Source organism: Streptomyces sp. NPDC058678 (genome assembly GCF_042714835.1).
Classification (GTDB): domain Bacteria; phylum Actinomycetota; class Actinomycetes; order Streptomycetales; family Streptomycetaceae; genus Streptomyces.
In genome coordinates this window covers 339,593-364,485 of the sequence record NZ_JBHXSG010000002.1, presented here as the reverse complement: position 1 = coordinate 364,485, position 24,893 = coordinate 339,593, and the positions used below count along the sequence as shown (strand labels likewise).

Genomic DNA, 24,893 nt, shown 5'->3' with positions numbered 1-24,893 from the left:
CGCGGCCCGGACCGATTTTCACCCGACCGGGCACGGGTGCGACCGAAGGGACCGGTGAGGTTGACCGCGATCGCAGCGTGCAGGATGGAGGCATGGATCTTCGCATCTTCACCGAGCCCCAGCAGGGCGCCACCTACGACACCCTTCTCACTGTCGCCAAGGCCACCGAGGACCTCGGCTTCGACGCGTTCTTCCGCTCCGACCACTACATGAAGATGGGCTCCGTGGACGGCCTCCCCGGCCCCACCGACGCCTGGACAACCCTGGCGGGCCTGGCCCGCGAGACGAAGCGCATCCGCCTCGGCACGCTGATGACCGCCGGAACGTTCCGGCTGCCCGGCGTGCTCGCCATCCAGGTCGCGCAGGTCGACCAGATGTCCGGCGGCCGGATCGAACTGGGCCTGGGCACGGGCTGGTTCGAGGAGGAGCACGCGGCGTACGGCATCCCGTTCCCGAAGGAGAAGTTCGGGCGCCTGGAGGAACAGCTGGAGATCGTCACCGGGCTGTGGGCGACGGAGATCGGCGAGACCTACGACTTCCACGGCAAGTACTACGACCTCACCGACTCGCCCGCGCTCCCCAAGCCCACCCAGCGCAAGATCCCCGTGCTCATCGGCGGCCACGGCGCCACCCGTACTCCGCGGCTGGCCGCGCGGTACGCCGACGAGTTCAACCTGCCGTTCGGCTCGATCGAGGACTGCGAGCGCCAGTTCGCCCGGGTGCGTGCCGCCGCCGAGAAGGCAGGCCGCAAGGCGGAGGAGATCACCTACTCCAACGCCCTCGTCGCATGTGTCGGCAAGGACGACCAGGAGGTCGCCAGCCGGGCCGCCGTCATCGGCCGCGAGGTCGACGAGCTGAAGGCCAACGGCCTGGCCGGCACCCCGTCCGAGGTCGTCGACAGGATCGGCCGCCTTGCCGAGGCCGGCTGCGAGCGGATCTACCTCCAGATCCTCGACCTGTCCGATCTGGACCACCTGGACCTGATCTCCTCGCAGGTGCAGTCGCAGCTGTCGTAGGGCGCCGGAAGGTGACTGTGACAAGCCTGTGGCCGGAACTGTGGCCTCCGCCACAGGTGCTGTGATCCGGATGCTGGTGGGGTGGCCCGATGCGAAGAGCCACCCCCCTCCTGCCGGTCCTAGTCGCCGCGGCCCTGCTCGTGACCGGCTGCGGATCGGAGACGGCCGGTTCCCGGAGCACCGGCACCAGCGGGTCGTCCCCGAGCCCCGTCACCGATCCGGGAGTCGACGGTGTCCGGATCACCGGTCTGTCCTCTCCGTCCCCCGGCAGTGGCACCTCCGATCTTTCCGCGGCCTATGAGGTCGTCAACGACGACACCGAATCGCTGACGTACACCGTCCTGTTCGGCTTCACGACGGCCTCCGGCGAGGTGATGACCAAGCTGAGCCAGACCGTGCGCGACGTCGGACCCGGCCGGACCGTGCGGCGGACCGTCGACATGCCCACCCTGGTGCCGGGCGCCCACGACGTGACACGGGTGAAGGTCTCCGAGGTCACCAGCGTCCCCGCGGCCGAGGCGCCGGCCGAGCCCGGCGACTGCCCCTCCTCCGGGATCAACATCACGACCGACGAGGGCGACGCCGCCATGGGGCTGCGTGTCGTGGGGCTGTGGCTGGAGAACTGCGGCACCGCCGACTACCACGTCGAGGGCTACCCGCGGCTGGCCCTCCTCGACGAGGACCGCGAACCGGTCGACGGCGTCAGGATCCTCCAGGGCAGCGGCGCCATCACCACCGCCGTCACCGGCTCCGACGACCCGCCCCGGCCCGTGACCCTGAAGCCCGGCGAGCGCGCCCGGGCGAGCCTGGTGTGGCGCAACACGACCCAAGCCGGGGTCGCCGTCAACGTTCCCTATGTCAGGGTCCGGGCGAAGTCCGGCGCCGCACCGTTCATGGTGACCCCCCACCTCGACCTCGGGACCACCGGAAAGCTGGGGGTCAGCCCCTGGCAGGCGGAGGAGCGGTAGCCGCGCGGATAAACGAAAGCGCCGGTCGGCAGGCGTATGGGATCGTATGACCGTCGTCCTGCCGAGCCCTCGGGATCACCACCCTGAGGGCTTTCGCACGTACGACCGCCATCACATCCACCGGCCGGAGAGGCCTCCCTGTGTTTCTGACGATCAGTACCACCGGCACCCCCGAACGCCCCGCCACCGATCTCGGCTTCCTGCTGCACAAGCATCCCGAGAAGGCGCAGGCGTTCTCCACGTCCTACGGCAAGGCGCACGTCCTCTACCCCGAGGCGGACGCCCAGCGCTGCACGGCGGCGCTGTTGCTGGAGGTCGACGCGGTGGCACTGGTCAGGCGCGGCAAGGGCAAGGGGCGCGGCGGCGCACCCGACGCCGCGCTCGCGCAGTACGTGAACGACCGCCCGTACGCCGCCTCCTCGCTGCTCGCCGTGGCGCTGAGCGGCGTGTTCTCCAGCGCGATGCGGGGCGTGTGCGGCGCCAGGCCCGAAGCCGCCGAGCAGACCAGGCCGCTGCGCATCGAGGTGCCCGCCCTTCCGGCCAGGGGCGGCCCGGAACTCGTACGACGTCTCTTCGAGCCGCTCGGCTGGGCGGTCACCGCTGAACCGGTGGTACTGGACAGCGAGTTCCCGGAGTGGGGCGACTCGCGCTACGTCCGTCTCGTACTGGACTCGGATGCGCTGACGCTCGCCGAGGCGCTGCGTCACCTGTACGTGCTGCTCCCCGTTCTCGACGACGCCAAGCACTACTGGGTGTCCTCGGACGAGGTCGACAAGCTGCTGCGGGCCGGCGAGGGCTGGCTGCCCGGGCACCCGGAGCAGAAGCTGATCACCAGCCGCTATCTGTCGCGCCGCTGGTCGCTGACCCGGCAGGCGATGGAGCGGCTGGAACTCGTGCGACTGGCCGAGGCCGACGACACCGAGGTCGAGGAGATCGACAACGCGGTCGAGGCGGAGGGCGAGACCGAGGAGAAGCCGACCGCGCTCGCCGTGCAGCGCCGGGACGCGATCATCGCCGCGCTCGGCGAGTCGGGTGCCGCCCGGGTGCTCGACCTCGGCTGCGGGCAGGGCCAGTTGGTGCAGGCACTGCTCAAGGACCCCCGGTTCACCGAGATCGTCGGTACCGACGTGTCGATGCGGGCACTCACCATCGCCTCCCGGCGGCTGAAGCTGGACCGCATGGGGGAGCGGCAGGCCTCGCGCGTCCAGCTTTTCCAGAGCTCGCTGGCGTACACCGACAACCGGCTCAAGGGGTACGACGCCGCCGTGCTGAGCGAGGTGATCGAGCACCTCGACCTGCCCCGGCTGCCCGCCCTGGAGTACGCGGTGTTCGGCTCGGCCCGTCCGCGCACGGTGCTGGTGACGACCCCGAACGTCGAGTACAACGTCCGCTGGGAGAGCCTCCCGGCCGGACACGTCCGGCACGGCGACCACCGCTTCGAGTGGACGCGCGCGGAGTTTCGCCGGTGGGCGGACGCGGTGGCCGAACGGCACGGATACGGCGTGGAGTTCGTCCCCGTCGGACCGGACGACCCCGAGGTGGGACCGCCCACGCAGATGGCGGTGTTCACGATGAAGAGCGTGACCGAGAAGGAGGCGAAGGCGGCATGACCGAGACCCAGAACCGGACGCAGAACAAGGGACGGGTTCTCCCCGTCACCGACCTCTCCCTCGTCGTCCTCGTCGGCGCCTCAGGCTCCGGCAAGTCCACCTTCGCCCGCCGGCACTTCAAGCCGACCGAGATCATCTCCTCCGACTTCTGTCGCGGCCTGGTCTCCGACGACGAGAACGACCAGAGCGCGACCCGGGACGCCTTCGACGTCCTGCACTACATCGCGGGCAAGCGCCTCGCCGCAGGCCGCCGCACGGTCGTGGACGCCACCAGCGTGCAGCAGGACAGCAGGCGTCAACTGATCGACCTGGCCAGGCAGTACGACGTGCTGCCCATCGCCATCGTGCTCGACGTGCCGGAGGAGGTGTGCGCCGAACGCAACGCGGCCCGCACCGACCGCGCCGACATGCCGCGCCGCGTGATCGGCCGCCACATCCGCGAACTCCGCCGTTCCGTACGGCATTTGGAGCGCGAGGGCTTCCGGAAGGTGCACATCCTCCGAGGCGTCGAGGACGTCGAGAACGCCACCGTCGTCACCGAGAAGCGCTTCAACGACCTCACCCACCTCACCGGCCCCTTCGACATCGTCGGCGACATCCACGGCTGCGCCTCCGAACTGGAGACGCTGCTCGGCAAGTTGGGCTACACGGACGGCGTCCACCCGGAGGGGCGTACCGCGGTCTTCGTCGGCGACCTCGTCGACCGCGGACCGGACAGTCCGGGCGTGCTGCGCCGCGTGATGTCGATGGTGAAGTCGGGCAACGCCCTGTGCGTGCCCGGCAACCACGAGAACAAGTACGGCCGTTACCTCAAGGGCCGCAACGTCCAGCACACCCACGGACTGGCCGAGACCATCGAGCAGATGGACGGCGAGAGCGAGGAGTTCAAGCAGCAGGTACGGACGTTCATCGACGGGCTCGTCAGCCACTACGTCCTCGACGGCGGCCGACTGGTCGTCTGCCACGCCGGTCTGCCGGAGAAGTACCACGGCCGCACCTCCGGCCGGGTCCGCTCGCACGCCCTGTACGGCGAGACCACCGGCGAGACCGACGAGTTCGGGCTGCCGGTGCGCTACCCGTGGGCGGAGGACTACCGGGGCCGGGCGGCCGTGGTCTACGGCCACACCCCGGTCCCCGAGGCCACCTGGCTCAACAACACCATCTGCCTCGACACCGGAGCCGTCTTCGGCGGCAGACTCACCGCGCTGCGCTGGCCGGAGCGCGAACTGGTCGACGTACCGGCGGAGCGGATGTGGTACGAGCCGGCGAAGCCGCTGCGCAGCGAGGCGCCGGGCGGGCACGACGGGCGCCCGCTCGACCTCGCGGACGTGCACGGACGCCGGGTCGTGGAGACGCGGCACGCGGGCCGGGTGTCGGTCCGGGAGGAGAACGCCGCGGCGGCCCTGGAGGTCATGAGCCGTTTCGCGGTGGACCCGCGGCTGCTGCCGTACCTTCCGCCGACCATGGCGCCGACGGCCACCTCGCACCTCGAGGGGTACCTGGAGCACCCGGCCGAGGCCTTCGCCCAGTACAAGGAGGACGGCGTCGAGCGGGTCGTGTGCGAGGAGAAGCACATGGGCTCGCGGGCGGTGGCCCTGGTGTGCCGGGACGCGGAGGCGGCCGCCAAGCGCTTCGGTGTGGACGGCCCCACGGGCTCGCTCTACACCCGCACCGGCCGCCCGTTCTTCGACGACGAGTCGGTGACGGAGGAGATCCTGGGCCGCCTGCGGACAGCGATCGGCGAGGCGGGCCTGTGGGCCGAACTCGACACGGACTGGCTCCTGTTGGACGCCGAACTGATGCCGTGGTCGCTGAAGGCGTCCGGCCTTCTGCGGTCGCAGTACGCGGCCGTGGGTGCCGCCTCCGGTGCGGTGTTCCCGGGGGCGCTGGCCGCCCTGGAGGGCGCGGCGGCACGCGGTGTGGACGTGTCGGAGCTGCTCACCCGCCAGCGTGAACGGGCCGACACCGCCGCGAAGTTCACGGACGCCTACCGGCGCTACTGCTGGTCCACGGACGGCCTCGACGGCGTGCGCCTGGCACCGTTCCAGATCCTCGCCGTGCAGGGCCGCAGCCTCGCCGCCCTGCCGCACGACGAGCAGCTCGCCCTGCTCGACCGGCTCGTGGAGCACGACAGCAGCGGGTTGCTCCAGACCACCCGACGCCTGTACGTCGACACCGCCGACCCGGAGTCGGTGCGAGCCGGCGTCGACTGGTGGCTGGAGATGACCGGCCGCGGCGGCGAGGGCATGGTCGTCAAGCCGGTCGGCGCGGTGGTGCGCAGCGCGGCGGGCCGTCTGGTGCAGCCCGGCATCAAGTGCCGGGGCCGCGAGTACCTGCGGATCATCTACGGTCCGGAGTACACCCGCCCGGAGAACCTCGCCCGGCTCCGCGGCCGGTTCCTGAACCACAAGCGTTCGCTCGCGATCCGCGAGTACGCGCTCGGCCTGGAGGCACTGGACCGGCTGGCCGAGGGGGAGCCGCTGTGGCGGGTGCACGAGGCGGTGTTCGGGATGCTGGCGCTGGAGTCGGAGCCGGTGGACCCGAGGCTGTAGTCGACGACAGCGCCCCGTGGGGCCCGCGAGGGTCGGTTTTCGGCCGAGTCGCCCAACTGGAGGGCGACCGACCGGACTTCGGCCCGTGCGGCCCCACTTGTCCCTGGTGAAGCGCCAGTTGCCATGCTAGCTTCGCAGGTCGGTCAGGCAGGCGTACCGGCTTCATGGGGGACAGTCGGTGGAGACAGGCGCGGGGTTGGACAGGCCCGGGGACGGTTCCGCGCGCCCGCGGGGACTTCAGCTCCTCCAGGACCTGACCGACGGCCTGTGCGAGCTGAGCTGCACGGAGGACTCCGAGAGCCGCCGTCAGTTCGCCGCGCTGCTCGGGCAGCACCTGGGCCGACCGGTCGACGTACGCGGTGTCCGGCAACGTGAGGACGTGGTGGCGCTGGTGCGCGTCGCGCTGAACGTGGCGGGCGGGGAACGCGTACTGGTCGGGGTGGTCCGCCTCCTCGAAGGAAATCCGGCGGGCGACGAACTCGACCGGCTGATCGACCCCTTTCCTGCCGCCGCCCTCGAGACGCCGCTCGGCCCGCTGAGCCGCGACGACGAGAGCAGTGCCCGCGCAGTCCTGGCCAAGGGCGAGATCTCCGCGAGCCGGCTGCGGGACGACCTGGTCGGCGAGCTCAACGGCCTCGACCTGCCCACCGGGCTCTTACCGGAGCAGCTCCTGACACACGTCCTGGAGTGGAACACCCAGCCCGACGGCCTGCCGCCCGCCGTGCTCCTCCTGGACCGGGCGGCCCGGCTCGCCCTCGCCCCCGGCCACCGCGCCGCCCTGTCCGGCTGGGCCGACGACTGGGCCCGACGCGCCGGTCTGACCCAGGAGCTGGAGCAGCGCAGGGCCGCACGCGACGGGGCGGTGAGCGACCCCGACATCCCGCGCTGTCTGATCGTCGCCGTCGAACCCGCCCGGGACGGCACCGGCGAGATCGTCGTACGCCCCTGGCTCAACACCGTCCCCGGCCACTGGAACCCCCAGCCCGGCGAACCGGCCACCACCACCCTCGACGGCCTCGGCACCGCTGTCGAACAGGCACTCGAACAGGGTGCCCGGCTCTGGTCGGTGCCGCACGGCGCCGCCCCCAGCGGACGGCTGCAGTCGCTGCCGTGCATCGAGTTCGTCCTGCCGTACGACCTCCTCAACCACGACGTGGCCGGGCTGACGTACCGGATCGGTGAGGGGCGGGCGCTGCCGATCGGGCTCAAGCACGGGGTGCACCTGCGGAGCCTGGAGCGCATGCGCAGCAACGACACCCTGGTCAGGGAGCAGTGGCGGGAGCGCTGGCGCACCCTGCGGGAGCACGGGGTCACGGTGCACGGCTGGAGTGAACCCGATGGTGGGCGCCTGGACGCATGGCAGGCCGTGCTTGCTGGGGAGAACAGACATACGGCCGTGGTGCTGGACGCCCCGGCCGACCGCCTCGCCCTGGAGGCGCTCAAGGCCGCCATCGCGGAGGGAATCGGACTCGCGGTCTGGGACCGCAGAGGGGTTTTCGACGAGGAGCGCAGGGAGGTGGTGACCGCCGTGTTCGCCGCTGTGCCGATGCCCGTGCAGATTCCGATGGCCATCCATCGGCTGCGCAAGACCGCCGAGCTGCACACCCAGGGGCCGCGGCTCCTCGGCCGTCACATCGGCTTCTTCTGGGACGACCCCACCCGGCTCGTTGACATCGATCCCGGCGATCTCGCCGGTGAGGAGGCACCGGCATGAGCGCGCACGAGCAGACCTCCCCGAACGGCTGGCGCGTCTTCCACGCCACGGGCAGTGCCCCGGCCGTCCCGCCCCGGCTGCCGGAGCCGCCGCCGTGGCGCCGGTTCCGCGGCGAACCGCTCCAGCCCGCCCCGCCCGACGACCCGGAGGCCGCGCTGCGCCGCCTGGGCCCCGGTGACATCACCCCGCAGCTCGGCCCGGACGAGATCGACACCGTCAACGCCGCCCTGCTGCTGCGCAGGCCTCTGCTGATCACCGGCCCGCCCGGGGTCGGCAAGTCCACCCTCGCCTACCTGATATCCCGTGAACTGGGCCTGGGCCGGGTCCTGGAGTGGAACATCGTCAGCCGTACGACCCTGCGCGACGGCCTGTACGTCCATGACGCCATGGGACGCGCCCAGGCCATCGCCGCCTGGCAGGCGGGACTGAGGGACGCGGGCTTCACCGAACCGGCCGGCGCCGGGGCGGCCGACGAGGGGCCCGTCGAGGACGTCAACCCGGCCCTCTCGTCAAGAGATCGTCAACTCCCGCCGTTCCTCGGGGACTTCATCACGCTCGGCCCCCTCGGCACCGCCCTGCTGCCCTACGATCGTCCCCGTGTGCTTCTCGTCGACGAGCTCGACAAGAGCGACATCGACCTGCCGAACGACCTGCTGCACGTCCTGGAGAACGGAAGCTATGACGTCCCCGAGCTGGTGCGCGACGCCGCGGACACCGCGCGCGTCCACACCAGTGATCCCGGGGGCCACGCGCTGGTGCGCGGCGGCCGGGTCGAAGCGCGGGAGTTCCCGGTCGTGGTGATCACCAGCAACGGGGAACGCGAATTCCCCGCGGCCTTCCGTCGGCGCTGTCTGCCGCTGGAGATGCGCACCCCCACCCGGGAGCAACTCCTGGCCATGGTCGAAGGGCACCTCGGAGCCCGCCCGCAGGGCACCGAAGACCTGGTCGACCTGTTCGTTCAGCGGGTCCAGGCCGGCGGAACCCACTCCCTCGACCAGCTACTCAACGCTGTCCAGATGACTACCGCGGGTGGTTTCCAGGCGGATGGTGGCGGGCGTAAGCTCGTGGAAATGCTGCTCCGCGACCTCGCGAAGGGCCGCTGAATGACCGGCTTTCCCAGGGAGCGCGCGTCCGGGCTCGGCGACGAGAATCCCGTTTCGGGGTCGTCGCCTCCTTCGGCGTTCTCCGAGTCCGTCGAGTACCCGCGAGAGCACGGAGCGACGTTCCCCGCCGCCCTGGACCAGGACGCTCCGGCCCGCCCGCCCCATGCCGAGGAACAGTCCGCGCCGCGCTGGCAGGAGGTCGCCGACGCGGTCTGGCTCGCCGCCCACTGGTCCCGCCACGACCGCCCGGCCGGCGAAGACGCGGCGCGGGGCTCCGACGCCACGCCCTCGCGGCGCGCGGGCACGGCCGCCGACGCCGTACGGCCCCCCGGGACGCCCGCGGCCGACGAGGCGAGCCCCGCGATTCCGTCCGACGATGCCGTACGACCGCCGCGGCGCTCGCCCGCCGACGCCGGTACCCCCGGCCTGCACACCCCGCCGTCCCTGGACCCCGCGCACCGGCCCGCACTGTCGGACACCGACCGCACGAGTGGTGAACTCGCCGTCCCCGCCCGGCTGTTACCCGATCCCGAAGGTCCCTTCGCGCTGCATGTCGGGCGACCGCTGCTGCCCGACGACCGCCCGCAGCAGGGGCCCGGCCGGGCCACGGCCCTGCTCGCGCGCGCCCTGCACCAGCTGGCCCGGCGCATCCCCTCCCGCGACACCCTGGAGCTCGACGAGGAGACCACCGCCGAGCAGGGGCTCGCCGACGGCATGTGGCTGCCCTTCCTGCGGCCCGCCCGCACCTCGGCCTTCGACCTCGTGCTGCTCACCGACGACGCGCCCACCCTGCGCATCTGGGAGGAGTCCGTCACCCGCCTCGCCCGGGCCGCCGAGCACAGCGGTGCCTTCCGGGGTGTGCGCACGGTCCGGGTGAACGTGCCCCGCACCGGGTCCGCCACCTTGCGCTGGAGCACCGGACGGGCCGCCGCCGACCCCGCCGAACTCCTCGACGGACGCGGCGGCCGTATCTTCCTCGTCGTCACCGACGGCCTCGCCCACGGCTGGGCCGCGCCCGCCGCCGACGAACTGCTCGGCCGGCTCGCGCACGCCGGCCCCACCGCCCTCGTGCACCTGCTGCCGCCGCACCTGCGCCACCGCTCCTCGCTCTACCCCTACCAGGCCGTCCTGGAGGCCGGCGGCTTCGGCGCCGCCAACGACGGCCTCGCCCACTGGGCGCCGCCCGGCGGCCCCGACCCGCTGCGCCCGCTGCCCGCCGCCGGCGACGGCTCGGTGCCGGTGCCCGTGCTGTCCCTGAAGCCCGGATCCGTCGCCGCCTGGGCCGACCTCGTCACCGGCGAGCGCGGAGTCCGCCGCGCCCTGCCCGTCGTGCTGGCCGGCACCCTCACCAAGGGCGCCCCCGCGCCCGGGCTGCGCGCCCCGCGTTTCCCGCGCGCCGCCACCGCCGCCGTACGCCGCTTCTTCACCCTCGCCACCCCCGCCGCCCGTCGGCTCGCCACCCAACTCGCCGCCATCCCGTTCGAGTTCGACCTCGTGGAACAGCTGCGGCGGCGCACCATGCCGGAGACCGGGCCCGACCACCTCGCCGAGATCCTGATGGGTGGGCTGATCGACTGGGACAGCGGCGGCGAGGGCCGGCCCGAGTTCGCCGAAGGGGTGCGCGAGGCGCTGCTCGCCACCACCACCCGCAGCCAACTCGCCCGCACCGTCAGCGTGGTGGGCGAGCTGCCCGCCGCCGGCGAACGGGGCGTCGCGCTGCGCGCCGCCCTGCGCGACCCGGCCGGCGCCACGCTGCCCGACCCCGCCGAGCACGGCTGGGTGCGCAGCGAACTGGCCGTGATGCGCGCGCTGTCGGGACCGTACTCCGAACGCGCCAAACGCATCGAACCCAACCTCGCCAGGCTCGGGTCCGGTGCGGCCGAACGGGTGGCTGCCCGTTTGCCCGCGGCCTCACTCTCCGAGGTGAACCACGCGGGCGGCGAGGGGTCAGCGGGCGGCGGAGATGGCAGGGATCCAGCAGACGTCCCCGACGGACCTGGAGCGCCCGTGCAGAGCCTGGTAACCGACGCGAACCAACAAGAAGCCCCGGAGGCTGAGCAGCTCATGCAGAGCACCACGACCGCAACACCGGCTCTTCTGGTGAACGTTCCCCTCAGGAACACGTCGTTCGTCGGCCGCCAGACGCTGCTGAGGTCCGTGGAGGAGCAGCTCAGCGCCCAGGACACCGCGGCCGTCCTGCCGCACGCACTGCACGGCCTCGGCGGCGTCGGCAAGTCCCAGCTCGCGCTGGAGTACATCTACACCCACCAGCACGACTACAAGGTGATCTGCTGGATCCCCGCCGAGCGCGAGAGCCTCATCCTGGCCGCCCTCGCCAGTCTGGCCGCCCAGCTGGGCGTCGCCCCGACCGGCCAGGACAGCCTCGGCGCCCCCGCCGCCAACACCGCCGTGCCCGCCGTACTGGAGGCACTGCGCACCGGAGCGCCCTACGACAACTGGCTGCTCGTCTTCGACAACGCGGAGGACGTCGAGGCGGTGCGCAACTACTTCCCCACCAACGGGCCCGGCAAGGTCATCGTCACCTCCCGGAACCGGGCCTGGGAACGGGTCGCCACCCCGCTGCCGGTCAACGTCTTCGAGCGCGAGGAGTCCATCGAACTCCTCCAGAGGCGCTCGCCGGACCTGAGCGCCGAGGACGCCGACCGGCTCGCCGAGGCCCTGGGTGACCTGCCGCTGGCCGTCGAGCAGGCGGGCGCCTGGCGCGCGGTCACCGGCATGCTCGTCGACGAGTACCTCGACCTGCTCGCCCAGCGCAGCCCCGAGATCCTCGAACTGGACCCGGCCCCCGACTACCCGGTCTCCGTCGCCGCCGCCTGGGACATCTCGCTGGAGCGGATCCAGCAGAACAACCCCGGCGCCCGACAGCTCCTCGACATCTGCGCCAGCATGGCCCCCGAGCCCATCCCGCGCTCCATGCTGCGCGGCAGCCGGGGCGTCAGCATCACCCCCGAGATCGACCCGCTGCTGCGCGAGTCGATCCGGCTGAACCGAGCGGTGCGCGACCTCAGCCAGTTCTCGCTGATCAAGGTGGACCCCCGCTCCGACACCCTGCAGATGCACCGCCTGCTGCAGACCGTGCTCCTGGCCAAGCTGAGCGCCGACGAGCGGCAGCGGATGCGGGACGCCGCCCACCAGCTGCTGTCGGCCGCCAAGCCGGGCGCCTACGGCTCCTCACTGGAGTGGCGCTCCTACCAGGCGCTGCTGCCGCACGTGCTCACCTCGCAGGCGGTCACCAGCACCGACACCTGGGTGCGCGAACTGGTCTACGACACCGTGTGGTTCCTCTACTACTGGGGCGACCACGAAGGCGCCGCCGACCTCGGACGGCAGGCCTGGAGCGCCTGGATCGCCGCCTCCGGCGAGGAGAACATCCACGTCGTACGGATGACGAAGAGCTTCTCCTTCCTGCTGCGCCAGGTCGGCCAGGTCCCCGAGTCGATCCCGCTCTCCGAGAAGGCCCTCGAAGTGTCCCGCCGGATGGAGGTCGAGCCGGAGGAGCTGATCGACTCCCTGTGCGAGATGGCCGACGCCCGCCGCTACCAGGGCCGCTTCCAGGAAGCGCGGGAACTCGGCAAGGAGGCCACCGAGCTGGCCCGGTCCCTGTTCGGCTCCGACGACCCGGCCACCCTGCGGGCCACCCACAGCTGGGGCGTCGACCTGCGGCTGTGCGGACAGTTCAAGGAAGCGCTGCCGCTGGACCAGGAGAACGCGCGCCTGCGCGACCTGCTCTTCGGCCCGGCCAGCTTCTTCACCCTCAACACCCTCAACGGCCTGGCCATCGACATGCGGGAGGGCGGTGACTACCCGGGCGCCCGCGACTTCCAGGAGGACGTCCACCGGCGGGCGCGCACCGCGCTCGGGGAGGAACACCCGCTCACCCTGCGCATCGCCCGCAACCTCGCGGTGTGCCGACGCCGGGACGGGGCGCTCGCCGAGGCCGCCAAGCTCGCCGAGGAGACCCTGCGGCGCTTCGTCGCCCGCTACGGCCCCGACCACTTCGACTCGCTGTCCACGGCGATCAACCTGGCCGTCGACCAGCGCCTGTCCGGTGACCTCGAAAGCTCCCGCCAGCTGGCCGACGTGACCCTGCGGCGCTACGAGCAGCGCCTCGGCGAGGACCACGCGTACACGTTGCTGGCCCGCGCCAACCTGGCCGCCACGCTGCGGACGCTCGGGTCCCTCGACGCCGCGCAGGACCACGAGGACGCCGCGGCAGCCCGACTGGCCGAGACGGTGGGCGACCGCCACGTCATCACCCTGACCGTCGCCCTCGGCCAGGCCAACACGGCGTACGCCCGCCTGGACTTCGAGCGGGCGCACGAGATCGACCAGGCCAATCTGCCGCTGCTCGCCGAGGCGGCGGGCGAGGACCATCCGCTCACCTTGTCCTGCACGGCCAACCTCGCGCTGGACCTGCGGGGGCTGGGCCGCGGGCCGGAGGCGGACGAACTCCAGCGCAAGGCCGTGGACGGCTTCACCCGGATCCTGCGGGCCGACCACCCGTGGCTGTTGGCGGCCCGTCAGCGGCGGCGGATCGAGTGCGACATGGCGCCGATGCCGCTGTAGCCTCCGGCGGTCGGGCGGTGTTTTCCGGGGTGGCGTGGGGTTGTGGCGACAGTGCGGGCCCGGTGGGGGCTGGTCGCGCAGTTCCCCGCGCCCCTGGAGGGCGCGGTTCCCCGGCCCGCTGGAGGGCGTGGGCCCCCGGCCCTTGAAGGGCGCAGTTCTCCGCCCCGCTGAAGGGCTGGGGCACCCGGGCCCCTGAAGGGCGCGGTTCTCTGCCGCGCTGAAGGGCTCGGGCACCCGGCGGGCAGGTGTCAGCCCATGTCTGTCGCGGGGACGGGGGCCGGGTGGACCGGGTGGGGGCGTTCGGCCAGGCGGTGGACCAGGAGGAGCAGGGGCTGGGTGAGGAGGGTCGTGGCCAGGGCCATGAAGACCAGGACCGTGTAGAGCGGCTCGCTCAGCAGGCCGGCCTGCAGGCCGGCGTTCAGGGCGATCAGTTCGGTGAGGCCGCGGGCGCTCAGCAGGACTCCGACGGTCCGTGCGTCGTCCCGGTCCAGCCCGCCCAGCCGTGCGGCCACCGTCCCGCTGCCGATCTTCGTCGTGATCGCCAGTACGGTCACCACCAGCAGGGCGACCCACCCCGTGCCGTCCATGGTGTTCAGCGCGACGGACTGCCCGGAGACGACGAAGAAGAAGGGCAGGAGCAGCGAGCTGACGTCGTGCAACGGCCGCAGAAGCTCCGGATCGAGGGTTCCGCCCTTCTCCCGGGGCACCACGACCCCCGCGAGCAGCGCGCCGAAGATGACATGCAGTCCGAGGGAGTGCGTGACCCAGGCCGACCCGAGGGCGAAACCGATCAGCAACGCCAGCCGCAGAGAGGGCTCCATCCGCGTCCGCGGCCCCCACAGCAGCAGCCGCAGCAGCGGCCGGGCCGCCACCAGCATCAGGGCGGTGAAGCCGACCGCGATCAGCGCCCGCCACGGCCACCCCAGCGCGTGCTCGCCGCCGTCGCCGTCCATCATCGTCCCGGCCAGCACGGTCCACCCGATCACGTCGAGCAGTCCGGCCGCCGACACGGCCACCACGCCGGGCACCGTACGGGCCAGGCCGTTCTCCCGCACTATGGCCGTCAGCACCGGCACCGCCGTTATCGACAGGGCCACCCCGGCGAACACCACCATGGCGGGGGAGAGGTCCCGCGGCATGCCCAGGTCCCGCAACTGCTCCTGGAACAGCAGTGCACAGCCGCTGCCCACGGCCATCGGCACCACGAAGGCCGCCAGTGCCACCGTGGCCGCCGTGCGCGCCCGTGCGCCCAGGACCTTCAGATCCAGTTCGTAGCCCACCGCGAACAGGAACACCACCAGGGCGAACTGCGCGAACCCGGTCAGGGCCGGACCGATGCCGTCGGGGAACAGCTTGTCGTACGCGTCCGGTGCGAGGCTGCCGAGCAGTGAGGGGCCGAGCGCTATGCCCGCGGTCAACTGGCCGACGATGTAGGGCTGTTTCAGCTTCCGTGCCAGCCAGCCGGCGGCGTGTGCGGCCACCAGGATCAGGGCCGAGGCCCCCACGAAATGCATGACCATCGCGTCAGGGCTCACGGTGTCCCCCTGGTGTCCAGTTGTCGGAGCCGTTGTCCGGCCGCGGGCGGGTCTTCGCAGGTGTGCTCGACCCAACCTCCTTATGCTACTGGTAAGTTGACGGCGTAACGGAAGTCGTACACAACGCTGCACCGGTGTCACGGGGGGCACATGACGGCGGTCGTCTTCATTCACGGGACAGGGGTGCGCGAACCCGGCTTCTCGAAGCTCGCGGGGCGCGTGGCGGCCGGGCTGACCGCCCTGCGCGACGGACTTCGCATCGTGCCGTACTACTGGGGAGGCACGCACGGCGCCACGCTCGCCGCAGGTGGGGCGAGTCTTCCCGCGCGGGCGGGGGCGGGGGGCACGGCCCGAGGCCTCGGCCTCGCCGAAACCCCGGCCGCCGCCGACGCCGACGACACCGCGGCCGCCTGGGCCGCCCTCTACGCCGACCCGTACGCCGAGCTCGCCCTCGCCGCGGCATCCGGTGACACGGTCGTGGAGCGGGCGCCCGGTTCCGTACCGCCGGAGCAGAAGCTGCAAGCAATGCTGGCCGCACTCGCCGCCCAAGGGGACGCCACCGCAGCCGAGTTGGGCCCCGGTCTGGCCCGCGCCGCCACCGACCTCGCCGCCCATCCGCTGCTCGGCCCCGCCGCCGACGCCCTCGACCCCGACGACCTCGCCGCTCTCGCCGCCCGCAGCCTGGCCGCCCGGCTCATCGCCGACGCCCTGGACGCCGACACGCCGCTCGTCCCGGTCGGCGACACCCGGGACGCCGTGGCCGACCGGCTCGCCGAAGCCCTCGGCGCACCGCCCCGGGGCACGGCACGCGGGCTGCGCTCCCTACTGCTCCGGGCCGCCGGATCAGCCGCCTCCCATGCCGTCGTACGCCGTCGGCGCGCCCTCACCGAGGCCGCCCACCCCGCGGCCGGGGACATCCTGCGCTACCTCAGCCGCGGCGAGGCGGTCCGCACGGACCTGCGCACGCTCGTCGCGGGGCTGGAGCCGCCGGTCGCGCTGGTCTGCCACAGCCTCGGCGGGATCATCGCCCTGGACACGCTGATCTCCGCCCCGCTGCCCCAGGTCCGCCTCCTGGTGACCGCCGGCTCCCAGGGGCCCTTCCTGTACGAGTCCGGCTCCCTGCCCACGCTCGAGCACCCCGCCCCGCTGCCGCCGCACGTCCCGGACTGGCTGAACCTGTACGACCCCCGCGACCTGCTCTCCTACCTCGGCGCCGACCTGTTCCCGGGCCGCGTCACCGACATCGCCGTCGACAGCCGCCAGCCGTTCCCCGCCGCCCACAGCGCCTACTGGACCAACCCCGAGGTGTACCGCCACATCGTGGACCGCCTGCCGTGACGGGGCGCGACTCGGTCATGGACCCCACCCGGGTGCACGCCCTGATCGTCGGAGTCGAGAGGTACGACGCCGGATCCGGCTGGGACCTGCCCGGGCCCGCCCGGGACGCGGTCGCGTTCCACCGGCTGCTGCGCGAGGCCGGGGTGCCGGAGGACCGGCTCCGGCTCCACCTCGCCCCTTTGCCGCCGTACGTCCCCGGCCTTCCGTACCGACCGGCCGACCATGCGACGCTGCGCCGCGCCCTCGTCCGGGAACTTCCCCTCGCCCAGGGGGACGTCCTATGGGTGTGGTGGGGCGGGCACGGAGTCCTGGACCGGGCCGGTCACCTGCGGCTGTTCTGCGCGGACGCGACCACCGCCGACAAGCTGGGCATCGACCTGGACTCCGCCCTCGCCCGGTACGCCGGCGACGCCGTGCCCGCCTTCGCCGAGCAGCTGTGGATCGTGGACGCCTGCGAGAGCTTCGAGGAGACCCTCGGCTTCCGGGAGGCTCTGCCGCCCGACGCGCTGCCGGTGGGGCGGCGCAACCTCGCCCATCGCCAGACCCTGTTGCGGGCCGCCGGGCGCGGCCGGGTCGCCGCCAACGACCCCGAGCGGGCCACGGGTCTCTTCTCCGAGGTGCTGCTCGGTCTGCTGGCCGACCGCGCGGCCGCTCTGCCCGCCCCGCCCGATCCGGAGGAACTGTTTCCGGCCGTACGAACGCGTATCGCGGCCCTCAGGGAAGCGGGCCGTACTCTGCAGTATCCGGAGATTCGGCTGCAGAGCCCCGAACGCACCGAGATCGTTCCGGTGGTGGACCGGGACCCCGCCCCGCGGCCGGTCTCGCCGCTGCTGCGGGCCGTGGAGGCGCTGCTCGCCTACCCGTTGATGTACGACCCCACCGAACGGCAGACGGTGGTCGGCGCGTTGAACCCGCGTGTCACGGCGACACTGCCCCGTCACACCAAGGCCCGCACGGATGCCACCGGCATACTCAACGGGCTCGCCCGGCACCACCCGGAAGCCCTGCGGGAGCTGCTCGACGCCGTGGTCGCCCTCGACGCCGACCCCGAGCGGGGGGCCGAACTCGACGCGGCCCTGCGTGAATTCGAGGCCTCGACGAGACGCCGAAACGATCGGAAATGATCGAGTGGCGTGATCGTACGGTTTTCGACCCGGGCATGTATGGCCATGATGGAAAAGGACACGGGCACGGGGCATCGCGTGCCACCGTGCGAGAAGGGGGAGCATCTTGGACCAGCCGCCCGCACTGCACCACCCCGCAGCAACCGCTCGTGCGTCGGCCGCCGCTCGGCATGTCGACGTCTGGGAGTCGGATCTGGCGGACCTCGCGGCGCTGCCCTTGACCGCCGTGGACGGTCTCGCTCCGCTCCACCCGAACGCCCGTCTCCTCGAGGAGGTCCTGCGCGCCCGCAGCAGCATCCGGGGCGGAGGTGAGGGGAACGGGGGAGCCAGGGCCGAATAGGCGGCTCCCCCGACGGCAGAACCCTGACGAGGCCCTGTGCGCCCGTCGGGGTCCCCGCATGCCCGCACCCGCGACCGGAGGTCCGCGCCCATGAGCAGTGAGCTACGCCCCGCCCCGTTCCGCATGCCCGAGCGGCTGTTCGCGGAACTGGCCGCGGGCGGCGGCTCCGCGGCGGCCGTCGCCTTCCTCGAACGAGGCGAACGCGCCCGCCGGTTACTGCTCCTGCGGACCCTGCTCGACCGTCTCGACACCCTGCCCACACCGCTGACCCCGGCCGCCGACGCCTGGCGCGTCCTGAAGGACGCGGCCGCGCGGGCCCCCGAGCCGGTGGACCGGCTGCTGCTCGCCCCCGCGACCGGCGGCTGGATCGCCCACGTCCTGCGCCGAACCCACGGCACCGCGTCGGGACCGCCCCTGTGGGCGGAGGCCGGCCACCTGTGCGCCCTGGCGGTGACGGCATCCCTGCACGCCGGCACGGAAACGGAACTCCGGGTCGCTCTGGAGGACGGGGCGCTGACCCTGCCAGGACTCGGTCTGGCCCGACTTCCCGATGGGGAAGGGGGGTTGACGATCGGGCAGGCCCGTACGAGCAGGGGCGTGCTGATTCTTACGGGGCCGGGGCGCGACGGTGACACGACGTCCGTGACCGTCCGGCCGGGGACGGTGCGGCTGAGGAGCGGGGCAGTGCGGAACGGGGAGGCCGGCACCTCAGACGGGGATCCGATGCGGGGCACACGCGCGGTGGACTCCGCGGTGCCGCAGGCGGGGCGTGGCGGAGCGGCTGACGCCGACCGGGTGGGGTCGATGCCTCGTGATGGTGGTCCGATGCGGGGGACGCGTGCGGTGGACTCCGCGGTGCCGCAGGCGGGGCGTGGCGGAGCGGCTGACGCCGACCCGGCGGGGTCGATCCCTCGTGGGGGAGGAGCGCGGGACGATGACCTGAAACCGCTGGACGGCCGGGAAGCCTTCCCCGTGGCCGCGGCCTCCTCCTGGTTCCCCCTGCGCACCCTCACCCACGCGACGCCCACCGGTACCCTCGCCATCCCCCTCGACGACCTCGACCCCTACCGCGACCTGGACGACCCCCTGCCGCCCGCCCGGCTCGACGACGCGGAGGCGGACGCGTGGCAGCGGGTGTTCGAGGAGGCGGTCACCGTGCTCGCCGTGCCGGGCGGCGTCGGGCCCGGGCGGCTCGACCCGGCGTGGATCCGGGCGGTCGTGCCCTGCGGCCGTACGAGCACGCGGCCTCCCGCCCCGCCGACCGTCCAGGTCTCCGCCTCCAGCGGCGACTCCTTCGGCGCGATGGTGATCGCCCGTCCGTCCGCCGCGCTCGCTCTCGCCGAGACACTGGTCCACGAGTTCCAGCACAGCAAGCTGGCCGCCCTCCTCCACCTCTTCCCCCTGCTCGACGACGACCGGGAAGAGCGGTACTACGCCCCTTGGCGCCCCGATCCCCGCCACCTCACCGGCCTGCTGCACGGCGCGTACGCCTTCACCGGCGTCGCGGGCTTCTGGCGGGACCGCCTGGCCACCGCGCGGGACGACCGGGCGGCCGCCGAGGAGGAGGCCGGGTACCACTTCGCGTTGCGTCGCCTGCAGAGCCGGCTCGTCGTGCGCACCCTGTTGGCCGAGGGCCGTCTCACCGTCCAGGGCCGCGCCTTGGTGTCGGGCCTGGCCCGCACGTTGGACGGCTGGCTGCGCGAGCCCGTGCCCGCCGCCGCCCTGGCCCGGGCCCGTACGGCCGCCGCCCTGCACCGCACCGAGTGGCGGCTGCGCAACGTGGCTCCGCCGGACGATGCGGCGCACCCGGCGGGCACCCCCCGCTTCCGCCCCGACCGCACCTCCTGGCCGGACCTGCGCACCCACGCCTTCGCGATCCGGCCCGCCACCCCGCACACCGCCGACGAGTACCTCGCCGCCGGAGATCCGGGCGCGGCGCTCGTCCGTTACGACGACGAACTGGCCGCCGACCCCGCCGAACCGCACAGCCTCGCCGGCTGGATCGTCGCCCGCGCCACCCTCGCCCCCGGCCGCACGGCCCGCCGTATCCTGGCCCGCCCCGAGCTGCTCCAGCCCCAGCCCAGCAGCTGACCCGGTCCGGGCGTTCCCTCACCCCACCAGGCGCAGCCGCTCCTCACACATCCCCACCCGCACCGACTGCCCCCACGTCAGCTCCACCGCGTCCGCCTCCATCCCGTCCCCGAAGGCGATGAGCCGCTCCGACTCGACGGTGATGTGCAGACCGGACGACGCGGTGAGTTCGCCGGCCACCGACGATGTGCCGGTGGCAGGGGACGGCCAGGCCTCACGTACGAACCACAGCAGGCGCGGCTCCGTGGGCGACGGCAACGGCCAGTGTCCGCCGCGCTCCTGCCACACCGACCGGATCCACCCGGTCGCCCCGGTGCCCGTGCCCACGAGCACCCCGGAAGAGGCCTGGGCCTCGACGACACCCCCGTCGCCCTCCAGGCCCAGGCGGTATCTGGCCGTCTGGTGCCCGACGGCTGCCAGACAGATCTCGTTGAGGGCGACGACCCGCTGGGTGTCGTCGGCGACGGCCTCGACCATGGTGCGTTCCTCGACGCCGACGGAGCGGGTGAGGACCGCCGGCAGCAGTGCCGCCGCGTCCCGTGGGCGGTGCCGGACCAGTACCCCGGGGTTGCGTCCGGGGTCGGTGTCGATGCCCAGCACCGGCTGTCCCCCGAGGTACTTGGCGACGTTCGCCACCAGCCCGTCCTGCCCGACCACGACCACCACGTCCTCGGGCGCGAACAGGAAACGGTCCAAGTCGGCGCGCTCCACTGTCGCCTGGCGCCAGGTCAGCGGCACCGCCGAGCCGACCTCGGCCAGCGCCTGCCGCGTCCGGCGGTGCCGCTCGGTGAGCTCCGCGATGTCCCGGCCCCGGGAGGACAGGAAGAAGGCGGCCTGTCCGTGCGTGCCGTGCCGGGCCACCAACTCCTCGTACTCCGTGGTGCGATGGACGACGACGATCCGCGGCGCGAGGCTCACGCCTGCTCCCGGGCACCCAGCTTGGCCAGCAGCCCGGTCAGCACGTCCGGTGACACCGTCACGCTCTCGATGCGCGGCAGGTTCTCCGCGATCCGTGTCCCGGTGAGCGCGTGCAGCGTCGCCACGTCCACCTCCGCGTGCACCCGCAGCCAGGCGGCCTGTGCCTGGGCCCGTGCCTCGCCGACCTCGCGCGCCCCTTCCGCCTCCGCCCGGGACAGCCGTACGGCACGAGCCGCCTCGGCCTCCGCGAGCCGCACCGTCCGCGCCGCCTCCGCCTGTGCCCGGACGGCGTCCGCCGCCGCGTGCTCCTCGGCCTCGCGCCGGGCGTTCGTGCCGCGCTGGTCGACCAACTGCTCCTCGCGGCGCGCGAGTTCGATCTTGCTGGCCAACTCGTTCTCCGCGATGGCCCGTTCCCGTTCCACCGCGAGGGCCCGCCGTCCGTAGGTCGCCCGGTCGGCCTCCTGCTGGATCTGCTCGCGGGCCGGTGTGCGCAGCGCGCGCTCCACCTCGGGCTCCGGTCGCAGCGCCACCACCCGTACGGCGACCACCTCGATGCCGGTCGCGGGCAGCCGCGGCTCGGCTTCCAGACCGGCCGATATCCGCTCGCGCACCGAGGTCACGCCGTCGACCAGCGCGGCCGCCAGCGGCGTACGCGCCAGGACGTCCAGCGCGTGCTGCTGGGCCGTCTCGGTGAGCAGTGTGCCGAGCTGCTCCAGCGGCGCACCTCGCCACACGCCGGTGTCCGGGTCGATGGAGAAGTCGAGGCGGGCGGCGGCGACGCCCGGGTCGTCGATCCGGTAGGTGACCGTCGCCTGCACCGCCACGTCCTGGAAGTCGGACGTACGGGCGTGGAAGGTCATCGCCAGTTCCCGGTCGTCGACCGGTACCTCCGACAGCGCGGCGGTCAGCGACCGGAACCAGAAGCTCAGCCCCGGCCCGTCGTGCAGCAGGCGGCCCGCGCGGTGGTGCCAGATGTGCGCCGTCGGTGCGCCGCGCAGGTGGCGCAGGCCGAGGCGCCGGGTGATGTCAGCCATGGGATCCCCTCGCTTTTCGTCTGGTCGACGATAACCGGACGCGATGATTATCGTCAAGAGGACGAAAACAAGTGGTCGCAGAAACACGTGAGCGACGGGTCAACCCGCCCTCCGATGGTCAGGATGGAGGCATGGGATTCCATGTCGACTCCGAGGCCGGGCGCCTGCGCCGCGTCATCCTGCACCGGCCGGATCTCGAGCTCAAAAGGCTCACCCCCAGCAACAAGGACGCGCTCCTCTTCGACGACGTGCTCTGGGTGCGCCGGGCGCGTGCCGAGCATGACGGGTTCGCCGACGTGCTGCGCGACCGCGGTGTCGCCGTGCACCTCTTCGGCGACCTGCTCACCGAGGCCCTGGCGATCCCGGCGGCCCGGACGCTCGTCCTGGACCGGGTCTTCGACGAGAAGGAGTACGGGGTGCTCGCCACCGACCACCTTCGCGCCGCCTTCGAGACCCTGCCCTCCCGGGACCTGGCCGAGGTACTGGTCGGCGGCATGACCAAGCGGGAGTTCCTGGAGGTGCACGAGGAGCCGACCTCGGTGCGCTTCCATGTCATGGAGCTCGACGACTTCCTGCTCGGTCCGCTGCCCAACCACCTCTTCACCCGCGACACCTCCGCCTGGATCTACGACGGTGTCTCCATCAACGCGATGCGCTGGCCCGCCCGGCAGCGCGAGACCGTGCACTTCGAGGCGATCTACCGGCACCACCCGCTGTTCCGTGACGAAACGTTCCGGGTCTGGTCGGAGGGGCAGGTCGACTATCCGTCGACCATCGAGGGCGGGGACGTGCTCGTGATCGGCAACGGTGCGGTGCTCATCGGCATGAGCGAGCGGACCACGCCCCAGGCCGTCGAGATGCTCGCGCACAAGCTGTTCGACGCCGGCTCCGCCGAGTCGATCGTGGCCCTCGACATGCCCAAGGGGCGCGCTTTCATGCACCTCGACACCGTGATGACGATGGTCGACGGTGACACCTTCACCCAGTACGCCGGGCTCGGCATGCTCCGCTCCTACACCATCGAGCCGGGTGTCGGTGACAAGGAACTCAAGGTCACCGACCATCCGCCGGAGCACATGCACCGCGCGATCGCCGCCGCGCTCGGACTGAACGAGATCCGTGTCCTGACCGCCACCCAGGACGTGCACGCGGCCGAGCGCGAGCAGTGGGACGACGGCTGCAACGTCCTGGCGGTCGAGCCGGGCGTGGTCGTCGCCTACGAACGCAACGCCACGACCAACACGCATCTACGCAAGCAGGGCATCGAGGTGATCGAGATCCCGGGGAGCGAACTGGGGCGCGGGCGTGGTGGCCCGCGGTGCATGAGCTGTCCGGTCGAACGGGAGAGCGTATAGGCCGGACAGGTCGAACGAGGGGTCGTATAGAAATGCTGGGGGTCGTATAGACTTCCACGGTCCTTGTTCTCGTACCCCTGGAGCGCCCGCCATGGCGACAGTCCCGACCGCCCTCGGCGGCCGCCACCTCCTCAAGGAGCTCGACCTCACCGAGCAGGAGTTCCTCGGCCTGATCGAGCTGGCCGCCGAGCTGAAGGCCGCCAAGAAGGCCGGGACCGAGACGCGGTACCTGCGCGGCAGGAACATCGCGCTGATCTTCGAGAAGACCTCGACGCGCACCCGCTGCGCGTTCGAGGTCGCCGCCGCCGACCAGGGCGCCTCGACGACGTACCTCGACCCCTCGGGTTCGCAGATCGGCCACAAGGAGTCCGTGAAGGACACCGCGCGCGTGCTGGGCCGGATGTACGACGCGATCGAGTACCGAGGGGACAGCCAGGAGAAGGTCGAGGAGCTCGCCGCGTACGCCGGTGTCCCCGTCTACAACGGCCTCACCGACGAGTGGCACCCCACCCAGATGCTCGCCGACGTGCTGACCATGACCGAGCACAGCGGCAAGCCGGTCCGGGACGTCTCCTTCGCCTACCTCGGTGACGCCCGCTTCAACATGGGCAACTCCTACCTGGTCACCGGGGCCCTGCTCGGCATGGACGTGCGCATCGTCGCCCCGAAGTCCTACTGGCCCGCCCAGGACGTCGTCGACCGGGCCCACGAGCTCGCCGGGACCAGCGGGGCCCGCATCACCCTCACCGAGTCCCTGGCGGACGGCGTCCGCGGCGCCGACTTCGTCGCCACCGACGTCTGGGTCTCCATGGGTGAGCCCAAGGAGGTCTGGGACGAGCGGATCGCCGCCCTCGTGCCGTACGCCGTGACCATGGACGTCCTGCGCGCCACCGGCAACCCGGACGTCAAGTTCCTGCACTGCCTGCCGGCCTTCCACGACCTCGGCACCAAGGTCGGACGCGAGATCTTCGAGGCGCACGGCCTGGAGTCGCTGGAAGTGACGGACGAGGTCTTCGAGTCGGCCCACTCGGTCGTCTTCGACGAGGCGGAGAACCGTATGCACACCATCAAGGCGGTCCTGGTGGCCACCCTGGCCTGAACGCCGGTTACCCGGTCACACCGGTCACACCGGTCACACCGGACGGCGCTGAGGCGGCACGGTCGGCAGTCTGAACCACACCGCCTTGCCCGACCCGGTGGGGCGGTGACCGCAGGACGAGCTGAGGGCGCGGATCAGCAGCAGTCCGCGTCCGTGCTCCTGCCAGGGGTCGGGCTCGGTGTCCACCGGCCGCGTGAGGTTGCCGGGCGGGGCCGGGTCCGGGTCGTGCACCTCGACCTGGCAGCCGCTCGGCAGCAGCTCCACCACCAGCTCTATCGGCGCGTCCCCGGCGGTGTGCTCCACGGCGTTCGCCACCAGCTCGGCCGTCAGCAGTTCCGCGGTGTCGCTGTCGGCCCCGTGCTCCAGCTCGGCCAGCGCCGTGCGCACCAGGGCACGGGCCACCGGCACGGCCGCGGCGGAGTGCGGCAGTGCGATGCGCCAGGAGGCGGAGGCTGCGGGGCGTTCGTGCAAGGCGGTTCCGTTCATGAGCAGGCTGTCCTGCTTTCAAC

General features: G+C 72.5%; 17 protein-coding genes. 13 read left to right on the top strand and 4 right to left on the bottom strand.

Features of this window, described 5'->3' with window-relative positions; translation table 11 throughout:
- The first annotated feature begins 92 nt into the window (after positions 1-92).
- The 7 genes from ACFWWR_RS04295 to fxsT all read left to right on the top strand — a co-directional run bounded on the left by ACFWWR_RS04295 (position 93) and on the right by fxsT (position 13,550).
- Positions 93-1,016 (top strand): LLM class F420-dependent oxidoreductase, encoded by a 924-nt coding sequence (locus ACFWWR_RS04295; protein WP_384301869.1) that lies wholly within the window; start codon positions 93-95, stop codon positions 1,014-1,016.
- Between the two features lie 89 nt (positions 1,017-1,105).
- The gene (locus tag ACFWWR_RS04290; RefSeq protein ID WP_384301868.1) at positions 1,106-1,984 is read left to right on the top strand and encodes a DUF4232 domain-containing protein; all 879 of its coding nucleotides are present in this window, start codon (positions 1,106-1,108) and stop codon (positions 1,982-1,984) included.
- 140 nt (positions 1,985-2,124) lie between these two features.
- Complete coding sequence (locus ACFWWR_RS04285; RefSeq protein WP_383857717.1) at positions 2,125-3,594, top strand: 3' terminal RNA ribose 2'-O-methyltransferase Hen1; 1,470 nt, start codon at positions 2,125-2,127, stop codon at positions 3,592-3,594.
- Positions 3,591-6,146, top strand: a complete 2,556-nt coding sequence (locus ACFWWR_RS04280) for a polynucleotide kinase-phosphatase (RefSeq protein ID WP_384301865.1) — start codon at positions 3,591-3,593, stop codon at positions 6,144-6,146. The genes ACFWWR_RS04285 and ACFWWR_RS04280 overlap by 4 nt, the downstream gene beginning before the upstream one ends.
- Before the next feature lie 196 nt (positions 6,147-6,342).
- Complete coding sequence (locus tag ACFWWR_RS04275; RefSeq protein WP_384301864.1) at positions 6,343-7,860, top strand: hypothetical protein; 1,518 nt, start codon at positions 6,343-6,345, stop codon at positions 7,858-7,860.
- Positions 7,857-8,963, top strand: a complete 1,107-nt coding sequence (locus tag ACFWWR_RS04270; RefSeq protein WP_383857708.1) for an AAA family ATPase — start codon at positions 7,857-7,859, stop codon at positions 8,961-8,963. The genes ACFWWR_RS04275 and ACFWWR_RS04270 overlap by 4 nt, the downstream gene beginning before the upstream one ends.
- On the top strand, positions 8,964-13,550 hold the full coding sequence (gene fxsT / locus ACFWWR_RS04265) for an FxSxx-COOH system tetratricopeptide repeat protein (RefSeq protein WP_384301862.1): 4,587 nt from the start codon (positions 8,964-8,966) through the stop codon (positions 13,548-13,550).
- 248 nt (positions 13,551-13,798) lie between these two features.
- Here the strand turns inward: fxsT and ACFWWR_RS04260 are convergent, their stop codons facing one another.
- Positions 13,799-15,085 carry a cation:proton antiporter gene (locus ACFWWR_RS04260; RefSeq protein WP_383857702.1) on the bottom strand — a complete coding sequence of 429 codons (1,287 nt, stop codon included), beginning with the start codon at positions 15,083-15,085 and terminating at the stop codon, positions 13,799-13,801.
- A 150-nt stretch (positions 15,086-15,235) separates the two neighbouring features.
- Between ACFWWR_RS04260 and ACFWWR_RS04255 the strand changes: the two genes are divergently transcribed.
- The 4 genes from ACFWWR_RS04255 (at position 15,236) to ACFWWR_RS04240 (ending at position 19,978) form a co-directional block, all read left to right on the top strand.
- Positions 15,236-16,423, top strand: coding sequence for a hypothetical protein (locus ACFWWR_RS04255; protein ID WP_384301860.1), 1,188 nt, complete (start codon positions 15,236-15,238; stop codon positions 16,421-16,423).
- 17 nt (positions 16,424-16,440) lie between these two features.
- Positions 16,441-17,547 carry a caspase family protein gene (locus tag ACFWWR_RS04250; protein WP_384301898.1) on the top strand — a complete coding sequence of 369 codons (1,107 nt, stop codon included), beginning with the start codon at positions 16,441-16,443 and terminating at the stop codon, positions 17,545-17,547.
- 106 nt (positions 17,548-17,653) lie between these two features.
- Positions 17,654-17,887, top strand: a complete 234-nt coding sequence (locus tag ACFWWR_RS04245) for a hypothetical protein (RefSeq protein WP_383857696.1) — start codon at positions 17,654-17,656, stop codon at positions 17,885-17,887.
- Between the two features lie 90 nt (positions 17,888-17,977).
- Positions 17,978-19,978 (top strand): aKG-HExxH-type peptide beta-hydroxylase, encoded by a 2,001-nt coding sequence (locus ACFWWR_RS04240; RefSeq protein ID WP_384301858.1) that lies wholly within the window; start codon positions 17,978-17,980, stop codon positions 19,976-19,978.
- A gap of 18 nt (positions 19,979-19,996) precedes the next feature.
- On the opposite strand, the gene ACFWWR_RS04235 is transcribed toward ACFWWR_RS04240, so the two are convergent.
- Both ACFWWR_RS04235 and ACFWWR_RS04230 read right to left on the bottom strand, forming a co-directional pair.
- Positions 19,997-20,896: a hypothetical protein gene (locus ACFWWR_RS04235; protein ID WP_383857691.1), complete on the bottom strand. Its 900-nt coding sequence runs from the start codon at positions 20,894-20,896 to the stop codon at positions 19,997-19,999.
- Positions 20,893-21,930: an SPFH domain-containing protein gene (locus tag ACFWWR_RS04230; RefSeq protein ID WP_384301856.1), complete on the bottom strand. Its 1,038-nt coding sequence runs from the start codon at positions 21,928-21,930 to the stop codon at positions 20,893-20,895. Before ACFWWR_RS04230 ends, ACFWWR_RS04235 begins: the two co-directional genes overlap by 4 nt.
- Positions 21,931-22,061: 131 nt before the next feature.
- On the opposite strand from ACFWWR_RS04230, the gene ACFWWR_RS04225 reads away from it, so the two are divergent.
- Positions 22,062-23,285: an arginine deiminase gene (locus tag ACFWWR_RS04225; RefSeq protein ID WP_383857686.1), complete on the top strand. Its 1,224-nt coding sequence runs from the start codon at positions 22,062-22,064 to the stop codon at positions 23,283-23,285.
- A gap of 91 nt (positions 23,286-23,376) precedes the next feature.
- Positions 23,377-24,384, top strand: a complete 1,008-nt coding sequence (gene argF / locus ACFWWR_RS04220; protein WP_383857683.1) for an ornithine carbamoyltransferase — start codon at positions 23,377-23,379, stop codon at positions 24,382-24,384.
- A gap of 33 nt (positions 24,385-24,417) precedes the next feature.
- On the opposite strand, the gene ACFWWR_RS04215 is transcribed toward argF, so the two are convergent.
- Complete coding sequence (locus ACFWWR_RS04215; protein WP_383857680.1) at positions 24,418-24,870, bottom strand: ATP-binding protein; 453 nt, start codon at positions 24,868-24,870, stop codon at positions 24,418-24,420.
- Between the last annotated feature and the right edge of the window lie 23 nt (positions 24,871-24,893).